Genomic DNA, 25,151 nt, shown 5'->3' with positions numbered 1-25,151 from the left:
GTATATTTGCATGAGCACAGTTTTAAAAATGAATAAAGAATATTTATACACAGAAATCGCCAACGAAATTGCTTCGCAGATAAGAAACGGAATTTTAAAATCAGGAGATAAACTGCCTTCTGTAAGGAAATTATGCCAAGATCATCAAATAAGTATGAACACCGCAAAACGTGTTTTTCTTGAGCTGGAATCACAATCTTTGGTTGATTCTAAGCCTCAATCGGGTTATTTTGTAAGCAATATTCTTTCTGTTGAACTTCCTCTTCCGGAAGTGAGTCGCCCCTCTTTGATTGCCAATAATGACGAACCCGATGAACTCATCAGCAAAGTTTATGAAAATATAGGCAAAAAAGATATGACGATCTTTTCAATCGGAATTCCGTCGGGAGATTTGCTTCCACAGGCTAAATTGAAAAAAGAAATCATCAATGCAACCCGAACTCTAAGAGAAGGAGGAACCGAATATGAAGAATTGCAGGGAAATGTGAAACTTCGCAGAATGATTGCCATGAAATCGCTACAATGGGGTGGAAACTTTCATGAAAATGATTTAATTACAACAAATGGCGGTATGAATGCGCTATCATTCTGCTTAATGGCTTTAGGAAAACCTGGCGATACAATTGCTATTGAAAGTCCGTGTTATCCGGGAATTTTGCAATTGGCAAATGGTTTAGGTTTAAGGGTTTTGGAGCTTCCGACTCACCCTACGACAGGAATTGAAATTGAAGCTTTGAAAAAAGTGATTCCAAAAATTAATATTTGTCTATTGATTCCTAATTTTAATGCGCCTTTGGGAAGCTTAATGTCCGATGAGAATAAAAAAGAAGTCGTAAAATTACTTTCAGAAAACAATATACCTTTAATTGAAGATGATGTTTATGGTGATCTTTATTTTGGCTCAAACCGTCCAAAATGCTGCAAATCTTTTGATAAAGAAGTAAATGTTTTGTATTGCAGTTCGATTTCAAAAACATTGGCTCCGGGCTATCGTGTCGGCTGGATCGCGCCAGGAAAGTATAAGGATAAAATTTTAAAATTAAAACTACTCCACTCGACTTCTTCGATATCTATTGTAAATGAAGCTGTTGCTAATTTTCTCAAATCCGGAAAATATGAAAAACATCTTCAGCAAATGAGAAAAGCGCTTCAAAATAATTATCAGAACTACGTTCAGACTATTGCAGAATCTTTTCCGGAAGGTACCAAAACCAGTCGCCCACAGGGAGGATTGTCTCTTTGGGTTGAATTTGATAAAAAGATTAAAACAACGGAATTGTATGATTTAGCCATCAAAGAAAATATAAGTCTCGCACCGGGAAGAATGTTTACATTGCAAGATCAGTTTGAGAATTGTATGCGATTTTGTATTGGCTTACCATGGTCAGAAGAAACACAGGTGAAGCTTAGACAAGTGGGGAGTTTGGCGAAGCAAGTTTTTAGAAAAGGATAATCGAAGCTCGAGGAAATATGCAAGTTTCAAAAACAAAGTCTGTCATTCTATAAGAATATTAGCAATTATTATTAAAATTATGCCTAGATTCTTAAGGAATGATAAACTTTATGTTTAATTTATTTAAAGAAAAATAAGAGTAGCTTTAAACGTACAGTACCCAGCTTCAAGTCTTCCCACCTACTTATTATCCGGGACGAAATTTTTCCTAGCCAGTTCCTTTCTCACACGGCTCAAGCTTTCAGGAGTGATTCCTAAATAAGAGGCAATCATCCATTGTGGAACTCTTAACAACAAATCGGGATACATTTTGATGAATTTCATGTATCGTTCTTCTGCCGTTTCTCCTAGCAAAGAATTGATCCTGTCTTGTAAACTTTTAATATGTTTCTGAACCAAAATATCGCTTTTTTCAAGACTGTTCGGAAATTCACCAACCAATTTGCTGATAAAATCAGGGTGTAATAACAGTACTTCCGAATCTTCAACAGCTTCAATATAATAGATCGATTTTTCGTTGAAATAAAGACTGCTTCTGTCGGAAATCAGCCAACTTTCCGGCGCAAACTGAATGATATGTTCCTTTCCGTTTTTGTCGATAGAATACATTTTCAAAAGTCCTTTTTCCACAAAATAAATGTGCCTGCAGACTTCACCATATTGTAAAATAAACTGATTTTTCGGTATTTTTTTTACTTCATAGTGCAGACTGCACATGTTCACCTTTTCTACGGGAACGCTTAAAACTTTTGCTAAATAATTATTAATATTCTTCATTATATAAGTTGGTCTGCGGATATATCCTGATGCGAAGCGTTGTTGATGGCTTTTCCGTTCTCTATTACGATTAATTGCGGGCTTTGATGCGTGACATCCAGATCTTCTGCAATCTTGTTGGAGATCGGTCTGTAAGCCAGCAAATCCAGGTAATATAAATCTGCTTTCTGATTTGAGCTTTCTATTTCTTTTTCAAAATTTCTCAATACCGTTTTGCTGATAAAACAACTTGTTGAATGCTTGAAGATTGCAATTCTGTTTTCAAAAGATTTTTCTAAAGCATTAGCCAAATCCTGCTCAGATTCTATCTTTTTCCAGAAAGATTTTTTGTCTTCCGAAGGCTGTTCTTTTCCGCCAAATATTTTATCAAAAAAACTCATACGTTAAATTGTTTTAGATGATGATTAAGATGCTTGTATTCCAGAAAACCCCAGTCTTTTTTTCCCATTTTTCCAAACAGAACATGATGCTCAGGTAGGCTTTTATTTTGAAAATTCTGCCAGTATTCATCAAGTGTTCTCAAAAGACTTTGTTTTTCTTCATCAAAATCACATTCAAAATTAATGATAAGTTTTTGAAAAGTAGGCATATTTCGGGGAATTCCGTTATTAAAAATCTGCATTTCTATTTTTGTAACAATACCGATTGCTTCAAAAAAGGCATTAACATTCGGAAGTTCAATCTTTTTCAGCGGAACTTGTAAGACAAAATTACAATGCTTCATCATTTGTGAAGCATTCATTTTTCCCCATTTTCTTTGAGAATTTTCGTTTAAACTGGAAATTCTATTTACAATTTCCTCAAAATAAACTCGATTATGAAGACTTTTTCTTACCAACCTTTTTCTATCTTCAAGTTTTCAATATGAGCAAAATGGTGATTACAGTGCCACGCGTAATGGGCAAGGTAAGTTCTCAGATCATAATTTTTATTCTGCTCAGGGTGATGAAAAGTTCTTTCGAACTGTTTATTGGTCATGCTTTTCAGCAGAACAGTCCATCTTTGATGAGTTCCTTTTATCATCCTCATCGCAGGTTTTATCGGCATACTTACACTGTCTTGAAGTTCCGCCCATTTTGCTTCGTCGTAAGGTCTTATGGTAGGATTTTCTTCTGTCAGAGCTAGTTTGAGACGCATAAAACTATTAATATGACTATCTGCAAGATGATTTACAACCTGTCTCACCGTCCAACCGCCTTCTCTGTATTGCGTATCCAATTGGTCGTCTGAAAAATGCTCAATCAGATTTTTTAGTTTTCCGGGAAAATCTTTAATGACTTTAATATATTCATCTAGTTTTATATCGCAGATATTTTCAGGTTCTTCAAACTGACCAATAGGAAATTTCTTTTTCTCTAAAGTGCTCATTTTAATAGTTTTAATTTTAAATAATTTAGTTTTATTCAAGACAAATTTCAATGATTTTGCCTTTTGTAAATTTATTTAAAAAATCTGCAATTTAAATATGATTATGTTTAATAAAATGAAAAATAAATCTTTATGCTTTTTAGTTTATTAGAAGCTTTATCCCGCTTTCCACTGTATCTTTTTGGTTACGGCTCCGCTTCTCTCCGCCGCAACCAAAAAGGATGTCGTTTCAATCGGGGCTATGGCGGAAGTCAACCATTTAGGCATTAGAAAAAATACGATCAAAGTTTGTCATCCTGAAAGGATCTTGACTTGAATATTTCCATAATATTTTCTAATACTATGTCTAGATTCCTACGAATGACAAACTTTGTGAAAATTATACAAAAAGAATTTTTGTTGATTTATTGGTTTTAGAACAATTTATTAGTATCCATGCAAATCAATATCTCCTGTTCTTTGCAAAGTCACCTTCTTCCCCATTTTTTTCTGAATCACTCTGAAATGCTGCAATTCATCATCTGTAAGAATAGAAATGGCAGTTCCTTTCTCGTTTGCACGACCCGTTCTACCAATTCTGTGAATATAATCCAAAGGCGATCTTGGCAATTCATAATTGATAACACACGGTAAAAAATCGATATGAATTCCACGACCGATCAAATCCGTAGCGACCAAAATCTGAGCACCGTTTGATTTAAATTCCTCTAAATTATTTCGACGCGCTCCCTGCGATTTCTGACTATGAATCGCGACTGCTTTTATTTTATTCTTTTTAAGTTTTTCAACCAAATTATCTGCAGATCTCGTTGAAGAAACAAAAATCAAGGCTTTTTCTACCTTTTTTTCTTTAATTAAATACCGCAAAAAAGGACCCTTGTTTTCAGGAGCAACATGATAAGCCAACTGTTCGATATTATCGATTTCAACCTCCTCTTTTTTAATCTCAACCATCACAGGATTGATGGATAAACGTTCCTTCATTTCAGAAACTTTATCGTTTAGAGTCGCAGAAAATAATGTGGTTTGTTTCGCAACAGGCATCATTGCGAATAATTTATTCATTTCTTCACCAAATCCCAGCTGAAACATTTTATCCGCTTCATCGATCACCAAATGCTGAATTCCTGAAATGCTCAGCGCGTTATGATCAATTAAATCCAATAAACGTCCCGGAGTTGCGATGAGTACCTCAACCCCAAACATTCCTTTCATTTGAGGATTAATGGAAACTCCACCATAAACTGCCATTGTACGAACTTCACGCTTCAAATTGTCTGTAAAAGCTCTGAAAACTTCATCAATCTGAATAGCAAGTTCATGAGTCGGAACCAATATTAAAACCTGAACATTACGGTCTTTTTTAACCTCAGTATTTTGTAATTTTTCTAAAATAGGCATTACAAAACAAGCTGTTTTCCCAGAACCTGTCTGCGCAATTCCCATCAGATCTTTTCCCTGCAAAATAACTGGAACAGCCTGCTCCTGAATCGGAAATGGCTTCAAATACCCTAATTTATTAACAGATCGAATAATATTGTGTGATAATCCTAAAGACTCAAATGACATAAAAAATTTAATTTCCTGCAAAGATAAGTTTTTAGAATTTGGTTTTTGTGCTTCTTTGCGATTACCAACGAATCATTCAAACGTCTGTCAAAAACATTCAACGAAATGCCGATTTGTCCGATTATTCTTTTTTGGATAAATTTTTGAATCATTGTTTTTCGTAGATTTATCAAAAATTCGAGAATTTTAAATATGAAAAAAGCATTAATAATCGTAGATGTACAGAATGATTTTTGTGAAGGTGGCGCATTGGCTGTTCCGGGAGCAAATGAAGTGATTCCTTATATCAATGCTCTGATGGAGGAAAACGAGTACGATCAAATAGTTTTAACTCAGGATTATCATCCTGCCAATCATAAAAGTTTTGCCAGCAATAATGGCAGAAAAGTAGGTGAAAGTATTATTTTAAATGGTGTTCCTCAGTTTATGTGGCCAGATCACTGTATTGAAGGAACTTTTGGAGCAGAGTTTCACAAAGATCTGAACAGAGATAAAGTGACTCACATCATACAAAAAGGAAAAAACACTGAGATTGATGCGTACAGCGGTTTTCAGGACAACAACCATTTCATGAAAACAGGTCTTGATGATTTTTTAAAATATCATGATATTCAATTAGTAGAAATTGTCGGTCTTGCGATGGATTATTGTGTGAAATTCACTTGTACAGACGCCGTTGCGAATGGATATGTGACATGTCTGCATTTCAACGGAACCCGTGCTGTAAATGTGAAGCCGGATAACGGAAGAGATGCAATTTATGAGATGATCCAAAAGGGTGTGACTGTTCTCGGGTAGTTTTTTCGAGTTATGAATTATAAATTATGAGTTATAAGTTTCTCTCATATTAAAATAATAACAGAAAAGAAAATGCAAAAAAAGACGCTGAAAAATTCAGCGTCTTTTTTATTTTTTTAACTTAAAAGTATTTAAGAAAAATTTTAAATTAAGAATTATCAAAACTCATAACTAATAATTCAAAACTTATAACTTTTTAAAGCATTTTAAGATTATTCACTTCCTGTTCTGTAAGAATTCTCCAGTGTCCTCTTTTGATGTTTTTCTTCGTCAGCCCTGCAAACATTACTCTGTCAAGCGCCTCCACTTCATATCCAAGTCTTTGGAAAATTCTTCTGATAACACGGTTCCATCCGATGTGGATTTCGATACCTACTTCATTTTTAGGTTTTCCTTCAATGAAAGAAATCTGATCTACAACTGCAACTCCTTCATCCAGACGAATTCCTTCTGCAATTAACTTCATGTCTTCATGAGTTAGTTTTTTATCCAATGTTACGTGGTAGATTTTTTTTGCATCAAAAGACGGGTGCGTCAATTTCTTCGTCATGTGTCCGTCGTTGGTCAGCAAAATAACACCGGTCGTAGAACGATCCAGTCTTCCAACCGGAAAAACTCTGTATGGAGAAGCATTTGCCACCAAATCCATCACCGTTTTTCTAGCTTTATCGTCTTTTGTAGTAGAAATATAACCTTTTGGTTTGTTTAATAGAACGTAAACAGGTTTTTCTGGAGTAATATTTTGTCCGTCAAAAATTACTTTATCCGTTTTTTGAACCTGATAACCCATTTCCGTAACCACTTTTCCATTAACTTCTACAAGGCCCTGAGTGATTAATTCATCCGCTTCTCTTCTGCTGCAAATCCCTGAATTAGCAATATATTTATTAAGACGAATTGTATCTTTATGGATATCTTTTTCTATTTTATTCAGTCTTCTTTTTTGTACGAAAGATTTTGCACCGTCCTGATTTCTATCATCTCCGCTTCCAGGTCTTCTGCCGTATTTTAAGCTACCTCTTTCATATTTATCTCTGGTATCAAAAGTATTCGGTCTGCTTCCACCTCTTTTAGGTGCAGATTTTGCGAAAGTTTTTCTCTCTTCACTCGAATTGGTAACAAAGTCTGTTTGTTCAGTTTTTCCAAACTTCTTATCCATTCTGTCCTGATAACTTGTACCAGTGCTCTTTCTGGAATCGGAATTTCTTTCTCCCGCTTTAGGAAAAGACTTTTTGAAAGGTTTAGCTCCGGAATTTCCAGATTTTGAAGCACGAGAACTGTCAGCATTATTTCTTGTTGAACTTCTTGGTTTTTTGGGTCTTCCTGAATTATTGTCTCTGCTCATGCTAAATATTTGTGCAAAGATAGTTAATTTAATGACGAGTTAAAAATTAAGAATCATAACTTTGCAATATAGTTTTAGTCTTAACTTTATAGAAAAACGGAAAATGATAACAATAGTAGACGATAATTTTTCTCAATTAAACAACTTTTTACACGAAAAATCTTTCAGCAAAATCTTTATTTTGGTTGATGAAAATACACATGAATATTGTCTTCCAACCCTTTTAGGAAATATGGAAACCGATCTTGGCTTCGAAATTCTGGAGATTGAAGCAGGAGAAGAAATGAAAAATATTCAGACAGCCAATCAGCTTTGGGAAATCTTAACTGAAATGCAGGCAGACAGAAAAGCATTGATTATCAATTTGGGAGGCGGCGTGATTACGGATATGGGAGGTTTTGTGGCTTCAACTTATAAAAGAGGTATCCAATTTATAAATATTCCGACGACCCTTTTATCGATGTGTGATGCTTCTATTGGTGGTAAAACGGGAATCGATTTAATGCATTATAAAAATATGGTAGGAACTTTTACGTTCCCAGAAAAGATTTTTGTTTATCCTAAATTTTTAGAAACTCTTCCTTTTAAAGAATTAAGAAGCGGTTTTGCAGAAATGCTGAAACATGGATTAATTGCCAACAAAGAACACTGGAACAGCTTAATTCAGATACACAAGCTGGATGTAGAATCTGTAATTCCTCATATTCAAACTTCGATGGATATTAAACAAAATGTTGTGGATCAGGATTTTCATGAAAAAAATATCAGAAAAACTTTAAATTTCGGTCATACTATCGGTCATGCCATTGAAAGTCTTTGCCTGGAGCAGGGAAATCCTATTCTTCATGGGGAAGCGGTTGCAATGGGAATGATTTGCGAAGCTCATCTTGCTTTTCTGGAAGATCTGATTTCTGAAGAAACAGCCAATATCATTATAGAAAACGTACAGAGATACTATCCTTACCTTGATATCAGCGATTTTAAGGATGAAGATATTTTTTCATTATTATTGAATGATAAAAAAAATGCAGACAGTAAAATTAATTTTTCCTTGCTTTCAGGAATTGGAGAATGTACATTTGACTATCAATGCAGCAAAAAAAATATTACAGAATCCCTTAATTTCTATAGAAAATTAATTGATGTTAAACTTTAAATTAAAATTTTACATCTCAGGAATATGATTTTTTATCAATAGTTTAGAAAAACTTTAAAAATTTCCAAACAATCATTTAAAAATGATTATTGAACTGATTTACAATTAAATAAATTAAAAATCCGCTTTATTACTGAGCGGATTTTTTATTGACTTTTATCATGATTTTCAATTTTGGCAAACAATTTGAAAGATACTCCTCGTCAAACAGTAAAATTGACAAGTAGTAAAATTTAAAATTAGAAAAAGTAAATTATTAAAAATTAAAGTTATGAAAAAGTTAATCTTAGGAATAGCAATAACTGCAGGATCATTTGCATTTGCTCAGACAACAGGTAATACTCCATCAACTTCAACATCTCCAGTAAGATTCGGTATTAAAGGTGGGATGAACGTTTCTTCACTTTCAAACGATGCTGGATTAGATGATTCAAAATCTAAAATCGGTTTCAATGGTGGTGTATTTGCGAACATTCCGGTAGCAAGTTCATTCAGTATCCAACCAGAGGTTTTGTATAACAATCTTGGATCAAAAGTAACTCTTACAGATGTTAATATCGGAGGTAACAATTATACAGCAGAATATGCAAGACATTTAGATTATATTTCAATTCCGTTGATGTTCCAATATAATTTAGTTCCAAATTTCTATCTTGAAGCAGGTCCTGAATTCAGTTTTATGGTTGATGCGAGAGATAAGTATAAAAACACTAAGAATGGAAGTACAACTGGTGCGGAATCTTATGATTTAAATAAAGATGCATTCAACAAATTCAATTTTGGTATTGGTATTGGTGCGGGATACTATTTCACGGACAATATCGGAATTACAGCAAGATATGTTGCAGGAACAACAGATATTTATAAAAATAATAATGGCGATGCAGTAAGAAACAACAATTTCCAAGTTGGTTTAGCATTTAAATTTTAAATAAAGAATAAGTTAGAAATAACAAATTTTGATTTCAATAAAAGTCAGACTTAATATTTTTAAGTCTGACTTTTTTATTTTAGAAAAATCATCATTCCTGTGGTATCATTAGTTTTTTGATTAATTTAAAACTATTTTTTTGACAATTCCTAAATTAATTAATAAAAATTGGCAAGAAATTTGCTCGAAATCCAAAGAATATACTATTTATTAATAAACACTTAAAAACAATAGCTATGAAAAAACTATTCTTAGGATTTGCCATTGCAGCAAGTTCTCTTACATTCGCTCAGGAAAAAGCGAAGGCATCTACTTCTTCACCAGTAAGATTCGGTATTAAGGCTGGTCTTAACGTTGCCTCAATTAATGATAATGATTTTAAAGGTAAAGCCGGGATTTATGGCGGTTTCTTTGCAAACATTCCGATAGCAAGCTCTTTCAGCATTCAGCCTGAAGTTTTATATAATGGAGCTGGTGCCAAGTATAAACACCTTTCGGACGTTAGATTAAATTTAGATTATATTTCAGTTCCTGTGATGGTTCAATATAATGTTCTTCCTGAACTATATTTGGAAGCAGGTCCACAATTCAGTTTTGCAGTTAATAAAAAAGTAAAAGGTGATGGCGGATCTGTAGACGTGGATAATCTTTTTAAAGGATTTGATTTTGGTTTAGGATTGGGAGCTGGTTATTACTTTGCTCAGAATTTTGGTCTTACAGCTAGATTTGTTGCCGGAGTTGTTGATATTGCAGAAAACAATCCAGGAGATGCCATTAGAAACAGCTTATTTCAAGTGGGAGTTGCTTACAAGTTCTAGAAAAACAATTTATATTTTATAAAAACAGCCGGGTTTATTTTGTAAGTCCGGCTATTTTATATTTAAAGATAAAATTATTTGTAAAATTAATTTTAGTATATAATTCATTATTGTTAAAGTTTGAAATAACAAATAAATATTCCATTTTTAGTTATTAAATCATTAATAATAACCAACAAAATTTAATAAATTTTCATTTATATTGAAAAAAAATACAAGTTTTTATCTTTTTTAATTGATTTTTGGCACATATTTTGAAATTAGATTTTCATCGATTTTTCGATATCTTAAAAAGTAAAAACAAACACACAAATGAAACATTCACTTACTTACCAGCAAAAGTTGGAAACCTTTTACCTATTCAAATATTCTAAATTTATATTTTATAATCTGTGATTTTAAAATATTGAGTCTAATCCTCTTAAATAATTATTGATTTTTTAAAAATCAGTAAACCCCCCATATACCTTAGCTTCATTTTAATATATGTTGGAGAACATTCCAAGGAGGCTTAGCATATAAATTCAAATAGAAAAATTTCTTCTGATATAAATTGATTTCAAAAAAGTCAGCATATATTTCTATGCCTAGCTTTTCTAAACAAAACAAGAAAAACAAAAACAAACATATAAAAAACACATTATGAAAAAAATGCTTTTAAGCTCTGCTCTTTTTGTCGGGGTATTTACATTTGCCCAGAATTCTCAAATAAGATTTGGTATTAAAGCCGGATTAAATGTTTCCAGAATCAGCAATACCGAAACAATTGATGAATCACCTAGAAATGCCCTTCATGCAGGAGTTTTTGGTAATTTTCCTTTTGCTGAAAAATTTAGTTTTCAACCGGAATTATTGTACTCTACTTATGGAGAAAAAGAAAAAAGTTCAGATGTATATGCAGCAGACGATATTAATGTAAAATCATTCAGTAATTATTCTATAAAACTAGATTATATCACAATTCCATTGATGTTTCAATACAACATGCTTCCTAATCTTTACGTAGAAGCTGGACCTGAGGTTGGGATTTTATTTTCAGAAAGAGTAAGAGGAACTTCTGAAATTATAACAACATCTGGAAATTCTACGTCTACATCTACTGAAGATTTTAAAAGTCCTGTTGAAAGAAAGAATTTTCAAGGGGTGAATTTAGGTTTTGGTGTAGGAGCCGGATATTATATCACGCCAAAATTTGGTATTAATGCAAGATATGTTGCAGGTTTAAGCGATGTTATGAAACAAAATCCGTTACATCATTCTAATGCAATCAAAAACAATGTTTTTCAATTTGGAGTGATGTATAAATTTTAATGATTATTTTTTTTAAAAAAATAATGTTAAAATTATTTTTTGCGATGATCAGGCTTATAAGTTAATTTTTTTAATTATTAAGGTTGATTAAATTAAAAAATATTTAGTCAAATAATAAAATACTGTTTTAAATAAATGTTCAAATATATCCAATTTAACAATTTTTAAAACCTTTTATTTTTTTTGGCAAACAATTTGCAAAATAACCCAAGTCTGATTAAACGATTAGGCAAATACAAATAATAAAATAAAAAAACAAGATTATGAATAAGTTATTTCTAGGATTGGCATTAGTTGCCGGTACTCTATCTTTTGCTCAGGAAACTAAAGAAACAAAAACGGTAACAACAGTTACTACAACACTTAAAGAGAAAGATCCTGTAACATTTGGTATTAAAGGAGGAGCAAATGCCTCTCAGTTTAGCGAGCAACAACTAAGCGCGAAAAATCAGAAAATCGGTTTCAATGCTGGTGCATTTGTAAACATTCCTTTATCTAAAAAATTTGCCATTCAGCCAGAAGTTTTATATAATCAATTGGGTTCAAAACAAGTTTTAAATATTAAAGAAGTTACGGGCGCTAGTTCTGATATCAAAACTAAAAATGATTACACAACATATCTGAATTATATTTCTGTACCGTTAATGCTTCAAATGAAACCTGTAGATAATTTCTACATTGAAGCAGGTCCTGAATTCAGCTATTTCTTAAATGGTAAAAATAAGGGTGAAACTACGATCACTACAACATCAGGAAGTACAACAACTACACAGACTGCCTCTTATTCACAAAGCATCGATAAAGATGATATTAAGAAGTTTAATGTAGGATTTGGTCTTGGTTTAGGATATTATTTTACAAAGAATTTGGGTATCAATGCTAGATATGTAAACAGCTTAACTCACATTGCAAATAACTCGGGACTTGCAGATGCGAATAAAGATATCAATACAAACAGAGTTTTCCAATTAGGATTAAACTACAAGTTTTAAAAATACTTCATATACATAACCAATTTAATTTTCAAATGAAAAGGTCGGGCTTAATTATTAAGTCCGACCTTTCGATTTTTTATTTAAACTAAAAATTTTAATTAAATAATTCCACCTCTTCTCCTTTTCCTACAGGATATTCTTCTGTAAAACATCCAAAGCAGTGGTTGGATGACCCTAAAATTACTTTTAGGTTCTCAGTGCTTAAAAATTCTAAAGAGTCAACTCCCAAGTAATCTCTAAGCTCTTCTGTCGTCATATTTGCAGAAATCAAATCGTCTTTTGATGGCGTATCGATTCCTAAATAACAAGGTGCAATAATCGGCGGAGAAACACTTCTGAAGTGAATTTCCTTCACGCCTGCATCTTTCAGAATCTTAACCAATCTTTTCGAAGTTGTTCCACGAACGATTGAATCATCGATAATTACTACTCTTTTATCTTTAATTTCAGAAATAATCGGGTTCAGCTTCAGGTTAACTACCCTTTCTCTCATTTCCTGAGTCGGTACAATGAAAGATCTTCCGATGTATCTGTTTTTAATCAAAACCGGACGGAAAGGAATCCCTGAAGCTTTAGAAAAACCAATCGCAGCAGGAACTCCGGAATCCGGAACTCCAATGACAACATCAGCTTCCACAGGAGCCTGTTCCCAGATTTTCTCCCCAGATTTTTCTCTGATTTCGTAAACGTTGATATTTTCTAAAGATGAGTCAGGTCTTGCAAAATAAATGTACTCGAAAGAACAAATTCTTTGCTTTGCTTTTGCTTCATCCACCATGATTGAGTGAAGTTTTCCAGGTTCGTTTTCATTTGTATAAATGATTTCTCCTGGTAAAATATCACGAACATACTGAGCTCCAACAGCATCTAAAGCAACAGATTCTGAAGCCACAACGTAAGAATTTTCGTTGATCGCTCCCAAAACCAAAGGTCTGATTCCGTTGAAATCTCTGAATGCGAAAAATTTATTTCGCGTCATTCCGACAACTGAATATGCTCCTTCAATTTTCTCCATCGTTGCTTTAATCGCTCCACGAAGTCCAAGATCAAGATTTTTTTGAATTAATCTTAAAATAACCTCAGAATCCGAAGTTGCCCTGAACACAACACCTTCCGCTTCCAATTCCGCTTTTAGCTCTTTTGCATTGGTAAGGTTACCATTGTGTGCAATCGAAAGGATAATCTGATCATATTCGTTTTTTGCGAAAAATGGCTGAAAATTATATTTCTTTTTATCTCCCGCAGTCGTATAACGAGTGTGTCCGATTGCAGAATTTCCCATAAAAGTTTCAGGATCAGCGATCTCCTTATAAACGTCTAAAACCAAACCTTCATCTTTCATGTTGGTGATTTTTCCGTCTTTAAGAACAGAAATACCACATGCTTCCTGACCTCTGTGCTGTAATGCAAAAAGCCCGAACTGCGAAAGAGAAAACGTATCCAAATCGTTATCAGAATACATTCCGAAGATTCCGCACTCTTCATTGGGAGCGTCCAATCTCTCTTCTTCCTGCGTTCTGAAAAGATTTCTTCCGTAGGTTTGAGTTTCAAATTGTTTTAAATATTCACTTTTATGAATGTCTAAACTTTTCATTTCTATTTTTTCTAAAGTAGATTTTATTTTTATAGATCTTATCATTAGATATAAAATTAAATATTATGTTAAATAGAAAATCTTACATCTAATTTTTTATCTAAAATCTTATTTGCCTAAAGCAACTTTCAGTCTGTTGTAGATCTCAACGTAAGCTTCAGTAACTTCACCAAGATCTCTTCTGAATCTGTCTTTATCCAGCTTCTTCATGGTATCTTTATCCCAAAGTCTGCAAGTATCAGGAGAAATTTCGTCTGCAAGGATGATTTCACCGTCAGCAGTTTTTCCTAATTCGATTTTGAAATCAACCAGGATGATGTTCATTTTGTCGAAAAGATCGATTAAGATTTCGTTGATATCTGAAGTTAATTCATACATTTCATCAAGCTCTTCGTAAGTTGCAGCACCTAAGAAAACAGCGTGGTGATCGTTGATAAGCGGATCTCCCAACTCGTCTTTTTTATAGCAGATATCGAAGATGGTAACCGGAGATTTAATTCCTTCTTCCACTCCTAATCTCTGAGCCATGCTTCCTGCAGAATAGTTTCTTACCACCATTTCCAAAGGAATGATCGATACTTTCTTTACCAATTGCTCTCTTTCGTTCAATTGTTTAATGAAATGAGTCTTAATCCCTTTTTCATTTAAATATTCAAAAATAAGAGTTGTGATGGCGTTGTTCATTTCACCTTTCAAATCAACAGATCCCCTTTTCTGAGCATTAAATGCAGTAGCGTCGTCTTTGAAACGTACAACTACTTCATTAGGATTATCGGTAGCAAATACTTGTTTTGCCTTACCTTCGTACAACATTTCTAACTTTTCCATTTTCTAAAATTACTTTTTATTAGATTTATATTATTTAATTAAAATTCCTGTTAAAACCGCCATTCCAAAACTCAACAATGTACCGATTAATACATATTCTGTCAGTTTTCTTTGTTTGGCCTGTGCTAAATCGCTGAACCTGAAAACAGATTTCGCCGCGACCATAAAACCTACGCCTTCCCAATGATTCACCATGATAAAAGTGAAAACCAGTAAACGTTCTAAAATCCCAATATATTTTCCGGCACTTGATAAAGATTCGGTTTGTATATTTGTTGCTGTCTCCGGAACGGGCGTCCATGAAGACAATAATATTTTAATAAAAATTGAAGCAGGTGTTGTTAAAAACAAAGCTGCCATTAATATTTTTAAGAAGTTCTGATCTTTTAAAAATTCAACATTAAATTCATTAAAATAAAGAGAAACTCCTCCAATTACCCCAATATGCAAAGCCTGATCGATAAAAAACCAGCTTTTTTTATTTTTAACTGTCTGAAAAATAAGTTTCGCAGCATCAATAATAAAGTGTGAAATTCCCACCAAAGCAGCTACCCACCAAAGTTCCAAGTCCCAAAGAAAAATAAAACTTAATGCGGTGTGAATCAGAACATGAAGATACAAATATTTGCTCTTCAGTTTTTTGCTTTCTTTCTCTGCAACCCAAGAATTTGGCTGAAGAATAAAATCTCCAAGTAAATGTGCCAATATGAGTTTAATGAAAATCATGCTTACAGTTCTGAAATTTTCTTTCTAAAATATTGATTGGTTTCTACGATCAATTCATAGTTTGCGCGCTTTAGTCTCTGGCTTACAGAGGACTGTGAGATGGCAAACTTCTTCGCAAGATCTTCCTGCGTGATATCTTTATTCATGATCATTTCATGGATGATTTCCGCGGTCGCCATCGTCCAGTTATCGAAATCTTTGGATGACCATTTCAGTAAAATATTCAAATCTCTGTCTACAGAATCGTTGGATGTTTTAATAGAAACGGTGTGTCCGTCGCTTTTCAGATCATTCAATAATCTTCCTGAATGTACATAAGCCGTTCCGTTCGATTCCGTAATTTTTTCGGACGAAAAATTTTCCTCACCAATACCAATGGCAATTCTTACATCTAAATTTTCCTGACTTCTGATAAGTGATTTTATGGCTAAGAAACGCCAAAACACGTCGTCTATTTTACATTTGAACTGAAACTCATCTCCTCTGTAGATTTCCCATGTGCCGGGAGCGCTTCCCCAATTTTCGAGAAGATTTTTAAGCTTGGTGATCCAAACCTCTGTTTCCGCGTGTTGTGAATTTATAATATCTCCGGTAATGACCGCTATCATTCTGCAAATATAAGCATAATTACTTATAAATAAAAAATATAAGCAGAAACACTTATAGATATTGATTATTAGTGAATCTGCTTATATCGATAATTCTGTAAAACAGTCTGTTTAAAGACTTTATTTATCAAACCGTCAAGATTTTTGAAACCTTGATGATTTAAGTTTAGAGATTTTATTTTTTAATAAACTGATAAACTTTCCCGTCCAAATTCAATAAATAAGAACCTGTCGAAAGATCTTGAACAGGAATATTCTTTTTATTTTTAAATGGATCTTGTTCAGAGTAAATTAATTTTCCTGAGAAATCTAAAATTTGCGCTGATTTTATATTTTCAATTTTTCCATTTACAAAAATATTTTCATGAGCAGGATTTGGATAAATTTTAATATCATTTCCTGCTAAAACAATGTCCGAGGCAGAAAGTGTTCCTAAGTTTTGACAATAATTAACAGCATATGAATCCCATTCACCAATAGTAAAAGACGAATTCGGTTGAGACACTGTATTTTTTCTGTAAAGAGAAACATCACCGTTTGAATTGCTTACAAATTTGCTCCCGATAGCATCTACGGTTGCAGATTTGTATGCCAATTCAACATATTGTGTTCCTGAAAAAGTTAGAGCATCACCTGCTGTAAGGAATTTAGCATTGGAGTTTGTGTAACATGATAATGTAGATTTAGGATTAAGCACTACAAAAGTCTCATTGTTTGGTATTTTTCCTTCCAGTTCAAAGCTGTTTCCAAAATAGTAAGAATCACTTGTACTGTTATAATATTGTACTCTGATGCTGTAATTATTTAAATCTACTTCATGTCCTGTTTTATTTATAATTTCAAAAGCTTTGTTATTGCCTGTACCTTCAATATATTTAGTGATGAAAAGATCTTTCGAATTAGAATCAGAAGCTAAAGTAGACACTGGAGCAATATTGCTGTCAGCAGATTGCAGATAGCCGTTATCATAAGCTTTTACCGTAAATGAATACGAAGTTGATGGACTCAAATGATCAATAACAATTGATGTAGATTTTGTAGTCGCTACTAATGTACTATTTTGATAAACGTTATAGCCAATAACATCTGTGCTTGTACTTGGCGACCATGCTAAAGTTGTATAATTGGCTCCTGTTTGTGTAGAATTTAAATTTAAAGGTGCTTGCGGTACAACAGCATCCGGAGTCTGAACCCAGATTGCATTTACCCACTGAGGATTATCAACAAAAGGATTTCTATTGTTTTGAATAGCATACACCGCATTATTTCTGTCAATTTCTCTCTGAGATACAGGATCTTGAGCATGCCATTGAAGGAGCATAGCAATATAAGGTGCATCAAAAGCCCTTTCCGCAGTTCCGTCTAATGCAGAGCGGTCTGCTGCAGGATTGGTGTTTGTAGAATAATTAAATGATGGTAACTTATCTTCATATCTTACCGCAAAATACAACAGCATTCTTGCAATATCTCCTTTAAACTCATTAAGAGGTTCATAAACTCTATTGGTATAAACATAATTCGGAATTGCGCTGTTCGCAATTTTGGATGAGTTTGAAAAAGTATAGTGAACAGTTGAATTTCCAACTCCATAAGGATAATTATTCCTTAACTGATTGATTCTGGCGTCTGTAGGAATCACATAATGCAAATCAGAATACATCGGGTAATTACTATTGAATGTACTTTGCGGAACGGCATGTTCTCTGTTATAGCCTAATCCCTCAGCACCTGAGGTACTTATTAAATTTGCAGATGTATATTCATAAACATCCGGTCCTGTTGGAATTTCAGAATATATATCTAATAATATCGTAGTGTTTGTAGCATCGTGATCGTAATATTTGTCTAAATCTGTCTGATTATAATAATTTGGCAGATCACCATAATTCCAGTTTATATTCTTCGCCGAAATAATATCATGAAGTTTAGATTTCAGTGCGTAACCCGTCAAACCTGTTGTTCCATCGTAATATCCGGCAGGTGCCTGAGCCGAAAAATAAGATGAAATAAAAATAATAGGAAGTAGAAGTTTTTTCATGCTTTAAAAATTGGGTGGCTAAAATAGTAAATTAATCAACTCAAAGTTCTGAATTTTTTATTAATTAATAATTAATTATCAGAATATAAAAAATTGAAAATTAGAAATTTGCGAATGACTTTCTATGGCCTGAATAATTTTTTTGGACGTTCCGCCAATTTGGTTATCTTTGGGCACTAACTATTTTATCTTATGAATACAGAGACTATTGACAACATCAAAATGATAGCGGAGACGGCAAGAGAGTTTGCTGAAAAGAATATTAGACCTAATATTATGGAGTGGGACGAAAGCCAGACTTTCCCGAAAGATTTGTTTCATGAGTTAGGAGAAATGGGTTTCATGGGAATCGTTATTCCTGAACAATACGGTGGTTCTGGTCTTGGGTATCATGAATATGTTACGATCTTGGATGAGATCTCTCAGGTAGATCCTTCAATCGGGCTTTCTGTAGCGGCACACAACTCACTTTGTACCAATCATATTTACGAATTCGGAAACGAAGAGCAAAGAAATAAGTGGCTTCCTCAGTTGGCTTCTGGTAAAGTAATCGGAGCTTGGGGACTGACGGAGCACAATACAGGTTCAGATTCAGGAGGAATGTCTACTACTGCTGTAAAAGACGGAGATGAATGGATCATTAATGGTGCTAAAAACTTCATCACGCATGCAATTTCAGGTGATATTGCTGTTGTAATGACAAGAACTGGAGAAATTGGTGCTAAAAATAACTCAACGGCTTTTGTTTTAGAAAAAGGAATGCCTGGTTTTTCTTCTGGTAAAAAAGAAAACAAGCTAGGAATGAGAGCTTCTGAAACAGCTGAATTGATTTTCGATAACGTTCGTGTTCCGGATTCTCACAGATTAGGAGAAGTTGGTGAAGGGTTCAAACAGGCTATGAAAATTCTAGATGGAGGTAGAATTTCTATCGCTGCTCTAAGTTTAGGAACCGCAAGAGGAGCTTACAAAGCCGCTTTAAAATATGCTAAAGAAAGACAACAATTCGGAAAATCTATTTCAGAATTCCAGGCGATCAATTTCATGTTGGCAGACATGGCAACGGAAATCGATGCAGCAGAATTGTTGATCCAAAGAGCAGCAACTTTGAAAAACGCTAAGCAGAAAATGACAAAAGAAGGAGCTATGGCTAAGCTTTATGCTTCTGAAGCTTGCGTAAGAATTTCAAACAACGCAGTTCAGATTTTCGGTGGGTATGGTTATACAAAGGACTTCCCTGCTGAAAAATTCTACAGAGATTCCAAACTTTGCACAATTGGAGAAGGTACTTCTGAGATCCAAAGATTGGTAATCGGTAGAGATATCACAAAATAAAATTATTTCAAAAAAACATACAACAAATGATTAAACAAGCCTTATTAGGTGAATTTTTGCATGAAGCGGAAAGCACCAGAAAACTTTTGAAAGCTATTCCGGACAGTGCTTTGGATTTTAAACCATCTGATATCAACTGGACGACAGGTCAATTGGCTTCTCACATTGCGGAAGTTTACAATTGGTACGACGCAACATTTAATCAAGACGTATTTGATATGGGAACATACCAATATGATAAAGGTGATATTTCTAAAGCAGAAAATATTGTCGCTAAATTTGAAGAAAATGTTGCCAAAGCACAGAAAGTTTTAAAAAACTGGAACGAAAGTACCGCAACAAACGAATGGAAAATGGAGATGGATGGAAATTCAATCTTCCCTCCTATGCCGAAAATTCAGGTGATTCGTGCCTTTTTATTCAATCATTTGTATCATCACAGAGGTGAGTTGGTGATTTATTTAAGATCAACAGGAAATAAAGTTCCGGGAATATACGGACCGACTGCCGACGACAAGTTTTAGAAATTAGAATTATATCATTAATAAGTTAATAACACTCGTATTTTGCGGGTGTTATTTTCTTTTTATGAGAAAATATATTTTTAATGATATTTAATGTATTGCATAATAAATTAAACAAATACTCTAAAATTTTCTTAAAAAATTTTGTTTTTCATAATTAAATTTTTATTAGCTTTGATATTCCACAATCAAAATAGGAATTATATGAAAAAACAACTATTGGTGATTGGAGTGCTTTTTATTTCAGGCATTTCATTCGCTCAAACTGACCGACTTTGGACTTCAGGTTCTCAAAAAGCTTCCGCAGACATTTTTGAAAACAAAACCAACATCATTAATCCAAAGATTTACAATCTTAATTTCGACGGTTTAAAGAATGCTCTTGCTAAAGCTCCAAAAAGACTGGCAGCAGGAGAAAAATCAGAGATCATTATTTCTTTCCCGAATTCTGAAGGAAGAATGGAAAACTTTAAAGTAAGAGAAAATTCCAACTTCGATCCTCAGTTAGCAGCAAAATTCCCGGACATCAAATCTTACGTGGGAGAAGGTCTTGAAGATCCAACTTCTACTGTTTATTTCAGCATTTCACCATTAGGCTTATCATCAATGGAAATTTACGGCGATAAATCCGCAGTTTTCATTGAGCCTTATACTAAAGACCTTTCATCGTATGTTGTTTATAAAAAATCAGACAAAAAAGATGATCTTAGTAAATTCGAATGCACGGTTATTGATGTTGCACAAAAAGGAGTTTCAAATACCAATCTTGTAGCAAGACCAAACGCAGATGATGCTAAATTAAGAACTTTCAGATTGGCATTATCGTGTACAGGGGAATACACCACGTATTTCGGAGGGACAAAAGCCAACGCTTTAGCCGCAATGAACAACACCATGACTCGTGTAAATGGAGTTTTCGAAAAAGATTTCTCTGCGAGAATGGTTTTAATTGCTAATAATGATGCGGTAATTTACACCAATGCTTCAACCGATCCATATTCTGCAGCTTCAGGAATGAGCAACTGGAATTCACAATTACAATCAACTTTAACTTCGGTGATAGGCGAAGCTAACTACGACATCGGTCACTTATTCGGAGCTTCTGGAGGTGGCGGAAATGCAGGTTGTATCGGTTGTGTTTGTACAAATGGCTCAAAAGGAAGCGGCTACACTTCTCCGGCAGATGCAATACCGTCAGGAGATAATTTTGATATCGATTATGTAGCTCATGAAATGGGACATCAATTCGGAGGAAACCACACATTCTCTATGAGTAACGAAGGAACAGGCGCAAATATGGAGCCTGGTTCAGGATCAACAATCATGGGTTATGCGGGAATTACTTCTCAGGATATCCAACCGCATTCGGATGCATTTTTCCATGCAATAAGTATTCAGCAGATTACAAATAATATTAAAGCTAAAACCTGTCCGGTTAGTACAAACACAGGAAATTCAATTCCAACAGCCAATGCAGGTTTAGATTATACGATTCCGAAAGGGACACCATTTATGTTGACAGGAACCGGAACAGACGCAAACGGAGATTCTTTAACCTATATCTGGGAGCAAATGGACAACGCTTCTTCTTCTCAGACAGGAGCAAGTTCGGCAGCAAGTGCTACAAAAGCAACAGGTCCAACGTTCAGATCCTGGACTCCTCAAACAACACCAGTGAGATATTTCCCAAGAATGGCATCTGTTTTAACAGGAGCAACGACAACAGCAGGTTCTGAAATTACGGTTGAAGCTTTATCAAATGTAGCAAGATCTTACAACTTCAGATTTACCGTTCGTGATAACAGAGCGGGAGGCTCTGGAAATAATTCTGACGACTCAGTAATCACTGTAAACGGAACAGCAGGACCTTTCTCGGTAAGTTCTCAAAATTCAGCAACAACTTATTCAGGAGGAACTTCACAAACCGTAACTTGGAATGTTGCAGGAACGACTGCAAATGGTGTAAACGCTGCAAATGTTGATATTCTTTGGTCTACAAACTCAGGAACAACGTGGACTACTCTATTAGCCGGAACTCCAAACGATGGTTCTCAGGCGGTAACAATTCCGAATGTTTCTACAACAACAGGAAGAATCATGGTAAAAGGTTCAAATCATATTTTCTTTGATGTAAATAATGCAAATATTACTGTAAATGCAGGTTCGGGAACTTCTGACACAACAGCTCCTACAGCACCTACATTGGCAGCTTCAGGCACTACTTCTACAAGCACAAATCTTTCTTGGTCGGGAGCAACAGATAACGTGGCAGTTACAGGCTACGATGTTTATCAAGGCGCTTCTTTGATCGGTTCCACAGCTTCGACTTCATACACTGTTACCAGCTTGACTCCTTCAACAACGTATAGTTTCTCTGTTAAATCTAAAGATGCGGCAGGAAATGTTTCACCATCAAGCAACACGGTTTCTGTAACAACTTTAGCAGGAACTTCAGTTTCTTATTGTTCAGCTTCTGCTAATAATACGGCAGACGAAAGAATCGGAAATGTGAAATTCGGAACCATCAACAATACTTCAACAGGAACTGCCGGTTATGAAAACTTTACGACAATTTCCACAAATGTAACAAGAGGTTCTGCTTATACAATTTCTGTAACTCCGGTTTGGACTTCAACAGTTTACAGCGAAGCTTACGCAATTTATATTGATTACAACGGAGACGGTGATTTCACAGACAGCGGAGAGTTGGCTTGGTCTAAAACAGGTTCTACAACAAGTCCTGTAACAGGATCCATCACTATTCCGTCAACAGCAACGCTTGGAAATACAAGAATGAGAGTAATGATGCAGTACAGCTCTGTTCCTTCATCATCTTGCGGAACGTATACATACGGACAGGTTGAAGACTATACTTTAAATATTGTTTCATCAGGAAGAGGCGAAACAGTAAATACTAAAGATCTATTAACTGATATTAAATTATATCCAAATCCTGTAAAAGACATTTTATATATCTCAAATACAACGGCAGAAGATTACAAAATCTTCGATATGGGTGGAAAACTAATCAATTCAGGAAAACTTGAAAGAGGATCCGTAAATGTAAGCAGCCTGATAAAAGGAGCTTACGTAATACAAATCGGAGAAGTCTCTAAGAGATTTATCAAAAACTAATCACTTTCTCGAATTTAAACACAGGATTAAAGGCTGTCTGGAAACGGGCAGTCTTTTTTATATATTTAATAGATTCTTCACTCCACTTTGTTTCGTTCTGAATGACAAATTGCATATATATTCAACAAAAAACCTAAGTCCCGATTCCTAAAATCTAAAACCCAATCATTATATTTGCCTTAAATAAAAATATTCATGGATAAAATTGACAGTCTGAACCAAGTAGCAGAATTCCACACAACGTTTAAAGCTCCTATTTTAGATACCCCACAGATTCCTTCACCGGAAAGATGCAACCTTAGAGTTGAGCTTTTGCAGGAAGAATTAAACGAATTAAAACAAGCGATTGCAGACAATAATATTGTAGAAATTGCTGATGCATTGTGCGATTTGCAATATGTTTTGAGCGGTGCAGTTCTGGAATTCGGACTTGGCAACAAATTTGTAGAACTATTCAACGAAGTTCAGCGTTCCAACATGTCGAAGGCTTGCGATAATGAAGTACAGGCGCAGGAAACGGTTGAATTTTACAAAGCAAAAGACGTAGAATCATTTTATGAAAAATCGGGAGAGAAATTCAATGTTTACAGACAGGCAGACCATAAAGTCCTGAAAAATAAATATTATTCTCCGGCCGATCTGAAGACAATTATTGAAAAATAGTATGAAAAAATTTATTACAAATGTTGCCGTAATTTCTTGTTTGGCTCTTACAGCTCAACAATTCAGCGCTCAGAAAGTGGTGATGAACCGCGAAGTTGAAACAACAAATGATGGCAAAATGCTTTTGGGAAATCAGTTGAAAGAACAGTTTCTAAAGGCTCCATATGCAGATTGGTACGTAAAAGAACACGACGAATATGCGATCGATCAAAAAGCAATTGACCAACTGAGAAAGGATAAGATCAATTCTTATAATATTGTTGTTTTTATGGGAACGTGGTGTGAAGACAGCCACAGAGATTTCCCTAGACTGATGAAAATTTTAGAGGAAGTGAAATATCCTGAAGGTAAGATCACAATCATTGCAGTTAATCGCAAAAAAGAATCTCCAACAGGCGATGAAGCGCGTTACAATATTCAGAAAGTTCCAACCATTATTGTCGAAAAATACGGTAAAGAAATTGGAAGAATCGTAGAAATGCCTACAACAGGATATATTGAAAGAGACCTGGTTGAGATTTTGAAAAAAGACGACAAATCGGTGATCAAAGAAATTTTTGGTAAATAAGATTTTGAAAAATATCAGATTAATAATATCATTCGCAGCGGGAGCACTTATCATGGTGATCCTGTTTTTTGGGTTGAAATCCTGTTTTAATCTTGGAAAAAAAACCGAGCAGTCAGATTATTATATTCTGACCAACCAGATTTCTAAGATGAATAAAATGGTGGTGATCGAGCAAAATTTCTCTTCGATGCAGAAGACCAAAATGGGATACGAATTTTTTGGAAAAGAAGTTTCAAGCAACAGCATTATCACTTATACCAAAACCAATGCTCAGGTTTCTTATGATCTTAATAAAATGAAGATTAAGGTCGATTCTATTAATAAAAAACTGATCATCACAGACCTTCCGGAAGCCGACATCAAAATTACACCAAGTGTTGAAATTCAGTCGCTGGACGATTCTTTTTTTAATAGAATTTCTGAGAAAGATATTAAAAACGTGACTCAAAAAGCAAAAGATGCTGCAGTGAAATCTGTTAACCAAAATGACTTGAGAACGGAAGGACGTAAACAATTAATGGAAAATCTTAATAATATTTTCGTTTTGGCAAAGGCTTTGAATTATAGTATAGAAGACCAGACAGGTAAGCTGGGCATTTTAGGACTATAAATCT

At 34.3% G+C, this 25,151-nt stretch carries 24 protein-coding genes; 13 read left to right on the top strand and 11 right to left on the bottom strand.

Annotated features, from left to right (window positions below):
* The first annotated feature begins 28 nt into the window (after window positions 1-28).
* Window positions 29-1,453 (top strand): PLP-dependent aminotransferase family protein, encoded by a 1,425-nt coding sequence (locus tag ACKX2A_RS01520; RefSeq protein ID WP_415327255.1) that lies wholly within the window; start codon window positions 29-31, stop codon window positions 1,451-1,453.
* Between the two features lie 180 nt (window positions 1,454-1,633).
* On the opposite strand, the gene ACKX2A_RS01515 is transcribed toward ACKX2A_RS01520, so the two are convergent.
* The 5 genes from ACKX2A_RS01515 to ACKX2A_RS01495 form a co-directional block, all read right to left on the bottom strand.
* Window positions 1,634-2,230, bottom strand: a complete 597-nt coding sequence (locus ACKX2A_RS01515; RefSeq protein WP_415327254.1) for a Crp/Fnr family transcriptional regulator — start codon at window positions 2,228-2,230, stop codon at window positions 1,634-1,636.
* The gene (gene ytxJ, locus ACKX2A_RS01510) at window positions 2,230-2,610 is read right to left on the bottom strand and encodes a bacillithiol system redox-active protein YtxJ (protein ID WP_415327253.1); all 381 of its coding nucleotides are present in this window, start codon (window positions 2,608-2,610) and stop codon (window positions 2,230-2,232) included. The genes ACKX2A_RS01515 and ytxJ overlap by 1 nt, the downstream gene beginning before the upstream one ends.
* A complete protein-coding gene (locus tag ACKX2A_RS01505; RefSeq protein ID WP_415327252.1) occupies window positions 2,607-2,972 on the bottom strand; it encodes a DUF1569 domain-containing protein in 366 nt (121 codons plus the stop codon). Before ACKX2A_RS01505 ends, ytxJ begins: the two co-directional genes overlap by 4 nt.
* A gap of 89 nt (window positions 2,973-3,061) precedes the next feature.
* Window positions 3,062-3,598 (bottom strand): YfiT family bacillithiol transferase, encoded by a 537-nt coding sequence (locus tag ACKX2A_RS01500; RefSeq protein WP_415327251.1) that lies wholly within the window; start codon window positions 3,596-3,598, stop codon window positions 3,062-3,064.
* A gap of 426 nt (window positions 3,599-4,024) precedes the next feature.
* Window positions 4,025-5,167, bottom strand: a complete 1,143-nt coding sequence (locus ACKX2A_RS01495; RefSeq protein WP_415327250.1) for a DEAD/DEAH box helicase — start codon at window positions 5,165-5,167, stop codon at window positions 4,025-4,027.
* 192 nt (window positions 5,168-5,359) lie between these two features.
* On the opposite strand from ACKX2A_RS01495, the gene pncA reads away from it, so the two are divergent.
* Window positions 5,360-5,965 carry a bifunctional nicotinamidase/pyrazinamidase gene (pncA, locus tag ACKX2A_RS01490; RefSeq protein WP_415327249.1) on the top strand — a complete coding sequence of 202 codons (606 nt, stop codon included), beginning with the start codon at window positions 5,360-5,362 and terminating at the stop codon, window positions 5,963-5,965.
* A gap of 196 nt (window positions 5,966-6,161) precedes the next feature.
* On the opposite strand, the gene ACKX2A_RS01485 is transcribed toward pncA, so the two are convergent.
* A complete protein-coding gene (locus tag ACKX2A_RS01485) occupies window positions 6,162-7,310 on the bottom strand; it encodes a pseudouridine synthase (RefSeq protein ID WP_415327248.1) in 1,149 nt (382 codons plus the stop codon).
* 103 nt (window positions 7,311-7,413) lie between these two features.
* On the opposite strand from ACKX2A_RS01485, the gene aroB reads away from it, so the two are divergent.
* From aroB to ACKX2A_RS01460, 5 genes are all read left to right on the top strand, one after another.
* Window positions 7,414-8,466 (top strand): 3-dehydroquinate synthase, encoded by a 1,053-nt coding sequence (aroB, locus tag ACKX2A_RS01480; protein ID WP_415327247.1) that lies wholly within the window; start codon window positions 7,414-7,416, stop codon window positions 8,464-8,466.
* A gap of 271 nt (window positions 8,467-8,737) precedes the next feature.
* Window positions 8,738-9,397, top strand: a complete 660-nt coding sequence (locus ACKX2A_RS01475) for a porin family protein (RefSeq protein ID WP_415327246.1) — start codon at window positions 8,738-8,740, stop codon at window positions 9,395-9,397.
* 236 nt (window positions 9,398-9,633) lie between these two features.
* Window positions 9,634-10,215: a porin family protein gene (locus ACKX2A_RS01470; protein ID WP_415327245.1), complete on the top strand. Its 582-nt coding sequence runs from the start codon at window positions 9,634-9,636 to the stop codon at window positions 10,213-10,215.
* 642 nt (window positions 10,216-10,857) lie between these two features.
* On the top strand, window positions 10,858-11,526 hold the full coding sequence (locus ACKX2A_RS01465; protein ID WP_415327244.1) for a porin family protein: 669 nt from the start codon (window positions 10,858-10,860) through the stop codon (window positions 11,524-11,526).
* 263 nt (window positions 11,527-11,789) lie between these two features.
* Window positions 11,790-12,518 carry a porin family protein gene (locus tag ACKX2A_RS01460; RefSeq protein ID WP_415327243.1) on the top strand — a complete coding sequence of 243 codons (729 nt, stop codon included), beginning with the start codon at window positions 11,790-11,792 and terminating at the stop codon, window positions 12,516-12,518.
* Between the two features lie 97 nt (window positions 12,519-12,615).
* On the opposite strand, the gene purF is transcribed toward ACKX2A_RS01460, so the two are convergent.
* From purF to ACKX2A_RS01435, 5 genes are all read right to left on the bottom strand, one after another.
* Window positions 12,616-14,115: an amidophosphoribosyltransferase gene (gene purF, locus ACKX2A_RS01455; RefSeq protein ID WP_415327242.1), complete on the bottom strand. Its 1,500-nt coding sequence runs from the start codon at window positions 14,113-14,115 to the stop codon at window positions 12,616-12,618.
* Window positions 14,116-14,223: 108 nt separating this feature from the next.
* Window positions 14,224-14,943: a phosphoribosylaminoimidazolesuccinocarboxamide synthase gene (purC, locus tag ACKX2A_RS01450; RefSeq protein WP_072956013.1), complete on the bottom strand. Its 720-nt coding sequence runs from the start codon at window positions 14,941-14,943 to the stop codon at window positions 14,224-14,226.
* A 30-nt stretch (window positions 14,944-14,973) separates the two neighbouring features.
* Complete coding sequence (locus tag ACKX2A_RS01445) at window positions 14,974-15,669, bottom strand: DUF3307 domain-containing protein (protein ID WP_415327241.1); 696 nt, start codon at window positions 15,667-15,669, stop codon at window positions 14,974-14,976.
* A 2-nt stretch (window positions 15,670-15,671) separates the two neighbouring features.
* Window positions 15,672-16,277, bottom strand: coding sequence for a SatD family protein (locus ACKX2A_RS01440; protein WP_415327240.1), 606 nt, complete (start codon window positions 16,275-16,277; stop codon window positions 15,672-15,674).
* Window positions 16,278-16,452: 175 nt separating this feature from the next.
* Window positions 16,453-18,315 (bottom strand): endonuclease, encoded by a 1,863-nt coding sequence (locus ACKX2A_RS01435; protein ID WP_415327239.1) that lies wholly within the window; start codon window positions 18,313-18,315, stop codon window positions 16,453-16,455.
* 192 nt (window positions 18,316-18,507) lie between these two features.
* On the opposite strand from ACKX2A_RS01435, the gene ACKX2A_RS01430 reads away from it, so the two are divergent.
* From ACKX2A_RS01430 to ACKX2A_RS01405, 6 genes are all read left to right on the top strand, one after another.
* Window positions 18,508-19,647: an acyl-CoA dehydrogenase family protein gene (locus ACKX2A_RS01430; protein ID WP_415327238.1), complete on the top strand. Its 1,140-nt coding sequence runs from the start codon at window positions 18,508-18,510 to the stop codon at window positions 19,645-19,647.
* Window positions 19,648-19,673: 26 nt separating this feature from the next.
* Window positions 19,674-20,171, top strand: a complete 498-nt coding sequence (locus ACKX2A_RS01425) for a DinB family protein (RefSeq protein ID WP_415327237.1) — start codon at window positions 19,674-19,676, stop codon at window positions 20,169-20,171.
* A 204-nt stretch (window positions 20,172-20,375) separates the two neighbouring features.
* Window positions 20,376-23,306 carry a reprolysin-like metallopeptidase gene (locus ACKX2A_RS01420; protein ID WP_415327236.1) on the top strand — a complete coding sequence of 977 codons (2,931 nt, stop codon included), beginning with the start codon at window positions 20,376-20,378 and terminating at the stop codon, window positions 23,304-23,306.
* A 195-nt stretch (window positions 23,307-23,501) separates the two neighbouring features.
* Window positions 23,502-23,969 carry a hypothetical protein gene (locus ACKX2A_RS01415; protein ID WP_415327235.1) on the top strand — a complete coding sequence of 156 codons (468 nt, stop codon included), beginning with the start codon at window positions 23,502-23,504 and terminating at the stop codon, window positions 23,967-23,969.
* 1 nt (window position 23,970) lies between these two features.
* Complete coding sequence (locus ACKX2A_RS01410) at window positions 23,971-24,537, top strand: TlpA family protein disulfide reductase (RefSeq protein WP_415327234.1); 567 nt, start codon at window positions 23,971-23,973, stop codon at window positions 24,535-24,537.
* A gap of 4 nt (window positions 24,538-24,541) precedes the next feature.
* The gene (locus tag ACKX2A_RS01405) at window positions 24,542-25,147 is read left to right on the top strand and encodes a DUF4230 domain-containing protein (protein ID WP_415327233.1); all 606 of its coding nucleotides are present in this window, start codon (window positions 24,542-24,544) and stop codon (window positions 25,145-25,147) included.
* Window positions 25,148-25,151: the final 4 nt, after the last annotated feature.

This window comes from Chryseobacterium sp. MMS23-Vi53 (assembly GCF_047651245.1).
In the GTDB taxonomy this organism is placed as follows: domain Bacteria; phylum Bacteroidota; class Bacteroidia; order Flavobacteriales; family Weeksellaceae; genus Chryseobacterium.
Note: the sequence above shows the minus strand (reverse complement) of the source record. Positions and strands in the feature narration are given on the sequence as shown.